This is a genomic window from Paraglaciecola hydrolytica, assembly GCF_001565895.1.
In the GTDB taxonomy this organism is placed as follows: Bacteria; Pseudomonadota; Gammaproteobacteria; order Enterobacterales; family Alteromonadaceae; genus Paraglaciecola; species Paraglaciecola hydrolytica.
Map to the genome: position 1 here is coordinate 1241582 of NZ_LSNE01000003.1, position 8686 is coordinate 1250267.

Genomic DNA, 8686 nt, shown 5'->3' on the forward strand with positions numbered 1-8686 from the left:
AGCCCGCACATTACGTGCTGGGGTTATCAAAATCAACGGCGTGTCTTTATTTGCTTTACGGGCAGATTTGCCCCGCGCTGCTTGGGGTAAAAGTGGTTTAGGTGACGAAGGAACTAGCGAAACCTTTGAGTTTTTCCGTGGTACTCGTGTCATTGGTCTCGCTTAGTTTAATGATGAACAAACAGAGCAACCTAGCACATTCAACACACCAGCAAACATTGCATAGAGAGAAGTAATTGGCATGAGACAAACTGAACTTTTAATTGGCGGGCAAGATTGCAAACCCAATAACGGGCAGTACTTTGAGGTATTGGCTCCTGCCACAGAAGAAGTCTATGCACGCGCCGCTCAAGCCGATAAAACTGACGTTGATTTAGCAGTTTCAACAGCCCAAAAAGGCTTCAAAATTTGGTCTAAGCTGGCCCCCAAAGAGCGTGAAGCCGTATTACTACGTGCCGCTGATATTGTTGAGCAGCAAGGTATGGCGCGTTTACTCGACATCCTCATTGATGAAAGTGGCTCGGCCATTACTAAGGCCACTTTTGAAATCAAATACACTGTGGATTTGTTACGCACAGCAGCCGGTGAAGTACGGCGTTTATATGGCGAAACTTTTCCCAACGACAATCCCGATCGTATCTCAATGGTCTTTCGCCATCCAATTGGGGTGGTTGCTGTGGTATCGCCTTATAATGCACCTTTATCTTTGCTCACCAAAATGGTGGCCTTTCCTTTAGCTGCTGGCAATAGCATAGTGATTAAACCTTCTGAACAAACGCCCACTATCGCCATCGAATTTGCCAAAATCCTGCTTGAAGCTGGCATACCCGCTGAGGCTGTGAGTGTGGTAAGTGGTTTTGGCCTTGAATGTGGCGCCCCCTTGGTTGAACACCCTAGTGTGGATTGCATCGCCTTAACGGGCTCTACTCAAACCGGCATCCATATTGGCGCGGTGGCCATGAAGCGCATGGTGCGCACTCAACTTGAACTGGGTGGCAAAAGTGCTGCTTTGGTATTAAAAGATGTGGATCCGGTTAAAGCGGCTAACATAGTGGCCCAAGGTATTTTTACCCACGGCGGGCAAATCTGCATGGCCAATAGCCGAGTTATCGTGGCGCAGGAGATTTACTCTGAGTTTATTGTTGCCCTTAAATCTGCGGCACAAAACCTGAAAATAGGGGACTTACGAGATCCACAAACTCTTTATGGTCCGCTAATCAATCGCGCGGCGGTAGATAAAATCAGCCAACATATCGATGAAGCGATTGCAGCCGGAGCAGAGATATTATGCGGTGGTAAGGTGCTGCCTTACGCCAATGGCCAAGCGAGTTTGGTATTTCAGCCTACCGTATTGCTTAACTCACCACTCACTTGCAGCGCATGGCGTGACGAAAGTTTTGGCCCCTTAACCAATGTGCTTAAAGCCCGTGATCTCGACCATGCTATTGAATTAGCCAATGATTCACAGTTTGGTTTATCGGCCTGTGTACTGACCAAAAATATAAATTGGGCCATGCGCGCAGCACGAGATATCGATGCTGGTTCAGTACATATAGGCATGCACTCTTTTCAAAGCAATGCTTTAGCGCCAATTGGCGGCAGCAAACTGTCGGGCATTGGCCGCAGCGGCGGCAAGTATTCAACTGAAGAATTTACCGAAGTGAAATGGGTCAGCATCGAGTTAAACGAGACCTTATAAGATGATAAAAAAAGCGTATGCAAACACAGCTGTAGGCCAAATCCATTATTTGCATACCGAAGCGCAGGCCAATTTGCCTACTTTGGTTTTGCTCCATCAAACCCCTAGCAGCGGCGAGATGTTCCGGCCCTTAATGACTGAGTTAGCAAAGGATTTTTATTGTATAGCACCGGATTTTATTGGTTTTGGTAACAGTGACAAAGTCGCAGAAGGTGCACAGCACAGCGTTGCCCTTTACGCACAAAGTGTGCAGCTGTGTTTGCAAGAGTTAGGGATTAAACACGCCTTTGTTTTTGGCCATCATACCGGCGTGGCCGTTGCGGCCCAGTTGGAATATGACAATCCAGGCTTGTGTCACAAGTTGATATTTTCTGGGCCTACCTTACTGAGTGACGAATTAAAACAGGCATTGCCAAACTCTGTGGTAGATGCCAGCCGTGATGAAAATGGTGATTTTTTACAGCGCTACTGGCAAAAAATTCGCGCTAAAGATAGTAGCGTGAGTTTAGACCTCAGTTTGCGTGAAAGTCTGTTGGCTTTGGCCTTGAGCGACTCTTACAAAAAAGCCTATCAGGCCGTGGCACAGCATGATTTTGCCAGCCAAGTTGCTACTATCCAGTGCCCTACACTGGTTTTTGCCGGTGACAGAGATGTATTACAAGCCATGGTCGAGCCCACAGTGGCGCTATTGCCTAAAGGTGAAAAAGCCCTGATAGGTGATGCCTCTACCTACGTTTGTGAAACCCATACGACGCAAGTCGCTCAGCTCATTAAACAATTTTGCCTATAACTTTTATTTGCAACTAAGGCGGACACTATGGACTTAGCAAGAAATTCAATTGGTTTGGGTCAACGCCCCGCGTTAATTTTAGTGGATATGATCAATGGTTTTACCGATCCCAGTTGCCCACTTGGCGCAGAATGTGAGTCGGTGGTTGAACACAATAAACTCTTACTAAATGCCTTTCGGCAAGCCAAACTGCCAATTATCTATACTACAGTGGTGTATAACACGTCCTCTCAGGCAAAGGTATTTCGAGCTAAAATCAACGCGCTAAACCTCTTAACCCCAGACTCTCATTGGGTCAAAGTGGATGACAGATTAAAGCCACTAGCAAACGAGGTACTGATTGAAAAACGCTGGGCCAGTGCGTTTTTTGCCACGGATTTAGCCCAGCAACTTATTGCACTAGGTGCAGATTCCTTGGTGGTTACCGGCCTGACAACGAGCGGTTGTGTACGCGCCACAGTTGTTGATGGCTTACAACATGATTATCCGGTGATAGTGGCCAAAGAAGCGGTGGGCGATCGTAATCAAGCTGCCCACGAGGCCAACTTATATGACATGCACGCCAAGTATGCAGACGTGATGCCCTGTGCCCAGATCGTTCAAAACATTCAACAACGTAATTAACTTTATTCAAGCTGGTCGAACAGCCGACATTTATTAGGAAAGCAGTATTATGGCGACATCCACATCAACCACACCTCAGGCTCCCATTATTATTGCGGGCTCAGGGCCTGCGGGTTCGTTACTGGCGCTGTATTTAGGCCAGCGTAATATTCCTGTGGTGTTACTGGAAAAAGCGGCCACCTTACCCATAGACTTGCGAGCATCCACTTTTCATCCCCCTTCTTTAGAAATGCTCGATGAAGTGGGTATAGCTCAGACCATGATAGCCAAAGGTTTAGTGGTAGACCGTTACCAATATCGTGATCGTAAAACCAACGAAGTTGCCGAATTTAATATGCAACTTATCAGCGATGAAACCCCCTTCCCCTTTCGTTTACAGCTAGAACAATATGAGATGACCTATATTGCCGCTGAAAAACTAAAAGAATATCCCAGCGTAAGTGTATTGTTTGAACACGAACTGAAATCCTTTGAGCAAAATGACTTAGGCGTAACCGCTATCATTCAAACTCCTGAGGGTGAGAAACGCGTAGAAGGCAGTTTTATCGTGGGCTGCGAAGGTGCATCGAGTAACGTACGTAAATCTGCCGGCATTGGCTTTGGTGGTTTTACTTATGATGAAAAGTTTTTGGTGGCCAGTACTACCTTCCCCTTCGAAACGGTATTCGACAACTTATCTTATGTAAATTACGTATCTGATCCCGATGAATGGTGCGTGATTTTACGGACTGAAAAATTGTGGCGAGTATTGTGGCCCACTGATCCGGCCGAAACAAATGTAGACAAGTACCTTAGTGAAGACTATATCCAACAACGATTACAGCATCTATATGCCAAAGAAGGTGACTATGACATTGGCCATCGTACCCTTTACAACGTGCATCAACGCGTAGCAGAAACCTATTTTAATGGTCGAGCCGTTTTAGCCGGTGATTCTTGCCATCTGAACAATCCACTGGGTGGCATGGGCATGAACGGCGGTTTACATGATGCCTTCAACCTAGCGCAAAAACTCACTGACATCGTGCAAAACGGTGCCGAGCATATCCCTCTGTTTGAACTATATGATCGCCAACGCAAAGACTTAGCCGTGCGTTTTGTGCAAGAGCACACCATAGCCAATAAAAAGTTGATGGAAGCAACCGACGCCGAAACCCAAAAACTGAGGCAACAACACTTTATGCAAACCGCCGCCGACCCCATCAAGGCCAAAGCCTTTATCATGGAACGTGGCATGTTGAATTGTGTAAGGGATTCGCTGTTGGTGAAGTAAAAGAGCTTAACTAGCTTAGGCAATGATTAAGGCAAGCTCGTGCAAAACGGACTTGCCTTTTATCAATATAAGCTTGCTATAAATGACACACAGGTGCCAATGGACTAAACAGCTCTCGCGCTAAGGTTGCCGCTCAAAGCGATCATTATAGTTACTAGTCCATTGGTTCGTTATTTTTGCGTTTTTGCACATCAAACCTAACGCTAACAATCCATTAAGTTCTATAGCTCGGTTTTCTCGCTCATCAATACTGGTTATTCTTTGGCTTTTATCTATCCACTGCCTATAGGGCATTGTTATGTCAGTGCCCAGGATCATAGATTTTCCTTGTCTAGTAGCGCTATATTTGCAACAGACAATTCATATTGCAGCAGCTCTTCTAGTGCGCGTGCAAGTTCGATGACCTTGATAATTGCTGTAACATAGCTTAATAAGTAATTTTGCAACCCCATTTAGAGTTCTTTTACTTCGGTAAATGTATAGGTGTGTTGGGCGTCAATAATACTGAGTGTACTTAAACCTGCAGATTCACCTACAACAAATTCAAGTCCGAGAGCAAAAGGCGCGATAGCCACTAACGACACCCTGCCATCGGGACTGATTTTGCTGGCAATAGCCGTTTTCCATACACCGGGATCCAGCACGACTTCCCCATCAATTTGCGTAACTGTCATGCTGCCGTGTTCTGGGCTGCTATAAAAGCTGGCTAGTTTAGTCACCACGTCAGGGGCGGGTGGATAAGTGACTTCTTCACGCAATTTGCCTGCGTTTAACGCATTTGTTTCCACCGTGACCGCCACTTGGTTTTGGGCTTGTGGTTCAGCGTCATACAGCAATTCAATTACGCGGCGTGTAAAAGGTTTAAGTAAGGCATAACCTTCGTCGGAATTAGTTAAAATCACTGCACCGACCTTAGCCGATGGTATGGCGATGAAATTAGACAGATAACCTGCCAAGCTACCGCCATGTTCAACAATATCAATCCCGCCGTTTTTCTCAGATGATAAACCCATGCCGTAACTGGTGTCCGCACCGGTAGAAACAGTGGGTTCGCGACGTTTTAGTACTGATTCTGCAGCAAATAGTCGCGTTCCATCAGGGGCAACACCTTCGGACAGTTCGTTTTGCACATATTTTATCATGTCACTGGGGGTCGACCACGCAGCCCCGGCAGGGCGATAGGGGATAACCGTATGATTAAAACCAGTGGTTGCCGATTGGGGAATCAATTGGATATTGCCCGCCAGATCTAAACCGTGTGGTGAGGCGGCATCACCTGCTAAAGCCTGCGCAAAAGAAAAGGTAGTGTGTTGCATTTGCAAAGGGTCGAATATGTATTGCTGCATCGCTTTATCGTAAGCAGCGCCGATTTCCATCTCAGGGTATAAAATATGCGCAGCCACATAACCAGCAGCCGCGGCCATCTGATTATTGTATTGGAATAGTTCTCCAAAACTGCTGGTGGGAGCCGTATTAGCTAAATCAGTAAACGTCACTGTAGCGGCCACATTTGGGCCGCTATTAAGTATCCAATCAAAATCTTTACGCGGCAGACCGGTGCAGGCACAGACCAAATGTTTGATTAACACACTTTGAGTAGTTTTCTCGTCGCCTAATTTAAAATCGGGATAATGGCTGATGACCTGATCATCCCAGTTTAGTTTGCCCATCTCGACGAGCTTAGCTAATAACAGGGTGGTCATGCCTTTGGTATTAGAGGCAATCATAAACGCAGTGTCTTTGGTCACAGGTTGTTGAGTCGCAATACTTTTGATGCCCACCCCACCTTCATACAACACTTTGCCATCTTCAATGACTGCCACGCCCACCCCAGGGATATTAAGGGCTTTGGCTGATTCTTCGACAAATGATAGCAGCGCGGCGATTTTGTCAGGACTGAGTTTTTGCGCTGTACGCTGTGATAAATCTTCAGGCTTATAACCGGCTAATTCAAAACTCTGTGACATGGCTCTGACTGCCGCCGCGCGTTTAGCATAGGTTGCATAGCTACCATCCAATAACAGTACTTGCCATTGTTCGCCTAGTTGATAGACGTCAGCATAAGCGAGTATTTCTTCGCTTATTGATGTTTGGTATTCAATGCTTCTTATTGCGTCCCAACCACCTTTTTTTAGTTCTGGTGAATTAACTCTAACCTTGCGGGAAAAATCAGGATCATGCATTTTCCAAGCTTTTAAGGCCGCCTCTTCTGCATCGTTTGCCTCCGTTACTGCTAACACCACAAGCGACAAATCCTTCTCTGGTGCAATAAAAATGGTTTGGCTGCCTTGCTCAGACTTGGCCCAGTCTTTAGGTTCTTGATATTGGACTGCCACACTAACGACTGCAGCGGCGGTGTTTTCAGTGTGGGGTGTTTGCTGATTTTTACCGCATGCATTTATTACACAGCATAAAACTAAGAGTAGCAGCAGTCGCATATATGTTGATTTCATTGATGATTTCCTTAACTTTAGGTTTTACCAAATTTCTTTCACAACACTACTGCTTTCAGTGATTGTTTTTTGAGCCTATCCTTTGCTTATCAGTTGATCAATGAATAATCTGAAATTGAATAAAAAAACGAGGTCTGCAGCGCCCCTAAGATTGCATAGTTCTATCGTTCAGTGCGCAATGTTCGCTCATACCAACCCTTTCCAAAATGAATCAGCATTACTTTCACCCAAAGATTTAGCTTTAACCCTTTATTTTTAATCCTATCGCGACGAAGGTTTGCCATCTTCTCCACTCTACATTAAACAATGCGATTCAAATTTTCACCTTGTTTAAAACTCTCAATATTCTGCCCAATGATATTGAGTAAATCCTGTTGGGCTTCTTGGCATGCCCAGGCGATGTGGGCGGTGATCTTTAAATTATCTAAGCCTGCATTGAGTAATATATGATCTTTGGGTGGTGGTTCTTGCTCTAATACATCTAATACCGCATAGGCAATTTCACCGGTCTGTAAGGCTGTTAACAAGGCGGAATTGTCAACTAAAGCGCCTCTGGCAGTGTTAATTAACATGGCCGTTGGTTTCATCTGCTTTAAGACTTTCGCATTGATTAAACCCGTGGTGTCTGGGGTTTGTGGGCAATGTAAACTAATGATGTCTGAGTCTGTTAATAGTTGCTCAAAACTGACTCTGCCGGGGCGAATTGTTTTGGCTCCCGCGTGTTCGGCGATGATTACTTGCATATCAAAGGCTAAGGCTATTTTTTCTACTGCTTGAGCTAAGGCACCGTAACCAATTAAACCCAAGGTTTTATTGGCTAGTTGGTACATAGGCTGACCTAATACACAAAATATCTCGCTTTGTGACCACAAACCTAGTTGGGTATTACGATTGTGCTGCTCGGTTTTAGAGTAATACGCCAATATTTGCGCAAATACATATTGCGGAACGGTATGTTTGGCATATGCCGCCACATTAGTCACTGTTATGCCCAACTCTTTGGCTGCGATTAAATCGATGTTATTGGTGCCGGTGGCTGCTATACATACCAGCTTTAATTGGGGCAACTGCTGCAGAGTTGCGGCAGATAACATAACTTTGTTCGAGATAATGATGTGAGCATTTTTACAACGCTCAATGATTTGTGTTTGTTGCGTCATGGCATAACACTGCAAGTTGCTACATTGTTGCTCTATGGCCGAAAGGTCGATGTCTTGATTAAAGGTGTCTCTGTCGAGAAAAACTGCATTCATGTTGTTTATTCTTTATGTCTATTTTTTTAGTCATTAGAGCAAGGCCGGTGCCATAACAGCACTGGCCGCTTAATTTTGAGTGCTTGGTTTTATTGCTGTTTTATGAAGGCCGAATATATCTCTGAGGCACTGGCTGACCATACCCCTTCTTTAGCCATAATGTAACTCAGCATTTGTTCAAAAAAACCAATGCGATGGGGCTGACCTAAGAGCCACGGATGGATATTTAAAGCGAGTATTCGCCCACCTTGTTGCTCGGCTTCGGCTAATAAGAGGTCACAGGCATCACATATTTGTTGCACATAAGAGGTCTCTGAATGCAGGTTATTTTGCAAAATAAACTGATCATCCAACTCGGTGGATAAAGGCATATTTATTAGGGATTTATCCTGACAACTAAACACATAGGGCATATCGTCGTTAACCCAATCACCACAGTATTTAATGCCACTTTCGGCAAGGTAGGCTGAGGTATTTTCACTTTGGTTTTTAGCCGGACTGAGCCACCCCGTAATAGGCTGCCCCGTGGCTTGGCGTAAAACCGATAAGGATTTTTCAATTAACTGTTTTTCGTTATTGGCTTTCGCCTGAGCG

6 protein-coding genes and 1 pseudogene are annotated in these 8686 nt (G+C 45.2%); 4 read left to right on the forward strand and 3 right to left on the reverse strand.

The window, feature by feature from the left end; genetic code table 11:
* Positions 1-241 precede the first annotated feature (241 nt).
* The 4 genes from AX660_RS07935 to AX660_RS07950 are packed head-to-tail and all read left to right on the forward strand — an operon-like array spanning position 242 to position 4386.
* Positions 242-1699, forward strand: coding sequence for an aldehyde dehydrogenase family protein (locus AX660_RS07935; RefSeq protein WP_068374965.1), 1458 nt, complete (start codon positions 242-244; stop codon positions 1697-1699).
* A 1-nt stretch (position 1700) separates the two neighbouring features.
* Positions 1701-2489: an alpha/beta fold hydrolase gene (locus tag AX660_RS07940; RefSeq protein WP_068374968.1), complete on the forward strand. Its 789-nt coding sequence runs from the start codon at positions 1701-1703 to the stop codon at positions 2487-2489.
* A gap of 27 nt (positions 2490-2516) precedes the next feature.
* On the forward strand, positions 2517-3113 hold the full coding sequence (locus AX660_RS07945) for an isochorismatase family protein (RefSeq protein WP_068374970.1): 597 nt from the start codon (positions 2517-2519) through the stop codon (positions 3111-3113).
* Between the two features lie 49 nt (positions 3114-3162).
* Complete coding sequence (locus AX660_RS07950) at positions 3163-4386, forward strand: FAD-dependent oxidoreductase (RefSeq protein WP_068374973.1); 1224 nt, start codon at positions 3163-3165, stop codon at positions 4384-4386.
* 452 nt (positions 4387-4838) lie between these two features.
* On the opposite strand, the gene AX660_RS07960 is transcribed toward AX660_RS07950, so the two are convergent.
* From AX660_RS07960 to AX660_RS07970, 3 genes and pseudogenes are all read right to left on the reverse strand, one after another.
* Entirely contained in the window at positions 4839-6839 is a 2001-nt protein-coding gene (locus AX660_RS07960; protein WP_082768783.1) for a serine hydrolase domain-containing protein, read from the reverse strand.
* Positions 6840-7138: 299 nt separating this feature from the next.
* Positions 7139-8092: a D-2-hydroxyacid dehydrogenase gene (locus tag AX660_RS07965; RefSeq protein ID WP_068374981.1), complete on the reverse strand. Its 954-nt coding sequence runs from the start codon at positions 8090-8092 to the stop codon at positions 7139-7141.
* Positions 8093-8181: 89 nt separating this feature from the next.
* Positions 8182-8686: pseudogene (locus AX660_RS07970) on the reverse strand (polysaccharide deacetylase family protein); the annotation flags it as partial.

What these genes read in the sequence shown, in the direction of transcription:
- AX660_RS07965 (WP_068374981.1), bottom strand. Translation starts at nt 8,092, where the DNA reads ATGAATGCAGTTTTTCTCGACAGAGACACCTTTAATCAAGACATCGAC.
- AX660_RS07940 (WP_068374968.1), top strand. Translation starts at nt 1,701, where the DNA reads ATGATAAAAAAAGCGTATGCAAACACAGCTGTAGGCCAAATCCATTAT.
- AX660_RS07960 (WP_082768783.1), bottom strand. Translation starts at nt 6,839, where the DNA reads ATGAAATCAACATATATGCGACTGCTGCTACTCTTAGTTTTATGCTGT.
- AX660_RS07945 (WP_068374970.1), top strand. Translation starts at nt 2,517, where the DNA reads ATGGACTTAGCAAGAAATTCAATTGGTTTGGGTCAACGCCCCGCGTTA.
- AX660_RS07935 (WP_068374965.1), top strand. Translation starts at nt 242, where the DNA reads ATGAGACAAACTGAACTTTTAATTGGCGGGCAAGATTGCAAACCCAAT.
- AX660_RS07950 (WP_068374973.1), top strand. Translation starts at nt 3,163, where the DNA reads ATGGCGACATCCACATCAACCACACCTCAGGCTCCCATTATTATTGCG.